This window comes from Lysinibacillus sp. 10T31, from assembly GCF_056394365.1.
Window position 1 is genome coordinate 1 of the sequence record NZ_JBFTHS010000189.1, and the last position, 480, is coordinate 480.

General features: G+C 60.2%; 1 protein-coding gene and 1 pseudogene. Both read left to right on the forward strand.

Annotation, left to right across the window (positions count from 1 at the left end; translation table 11 throughout):
- Positions 1–276, forward strand: a 276-nt coding sequence (locus tag AC1DCY_RS27565; RefSeq protein ID WP_477355918.1) for a hypothetical protein, incomplete at its 5' end; no start/stop codon positions are given.
- 9 nt (positions 277–285) lie between these two features.
- Positions 286–480, forward strand: a pseudogene (locus AC1DCY_RS27570) (hypothetical protein); the annotation flags it as partial.

The following is a 480-nucleotide window of genomic DNA, read 5'->3' on the forward strand; positions in this document are numbered from 1 at the left end:
CGGCTGTTCAGTGAGGCGCCGATCAACGTGGTCGGCAAGGCTGAGCCAGGCCTGGCTTTCGGCACCTTGTTGCGGCGTTCGTTGCTCGGCGAAAAGCGCACGGCACCGCGTTCGCGGCGACCGGTCAAGGCGCCGTCCTATAGCTCACTGCCTGGATTACGCCCGATCAGCTTCCGTTCGCGTCAGCAACCACTGCCGCAAATCAGCACCACCCGCTCAGGTCTTTGGGCTTTCCTTCTCACTCCGTTACGAGCCTTGCTCGGCCAACGTTTGTAGGTGCGCCTCATGAACAGACGCTTATCCACCTCATGTTTCATGTCGCTGTTATTGCTCGGCGGTTGTTCTCTGGAACCCAAATACGAGAAACCAGAGGCGCCGATCGACCAGCAATGGCCAGCCAGTTCGGCCAGTGACTGTTGCAGCGCCAAGCAGGCGTTCGACAAGGATTGGCACGGCTTCGTGCTCGATGACCGACTGCGC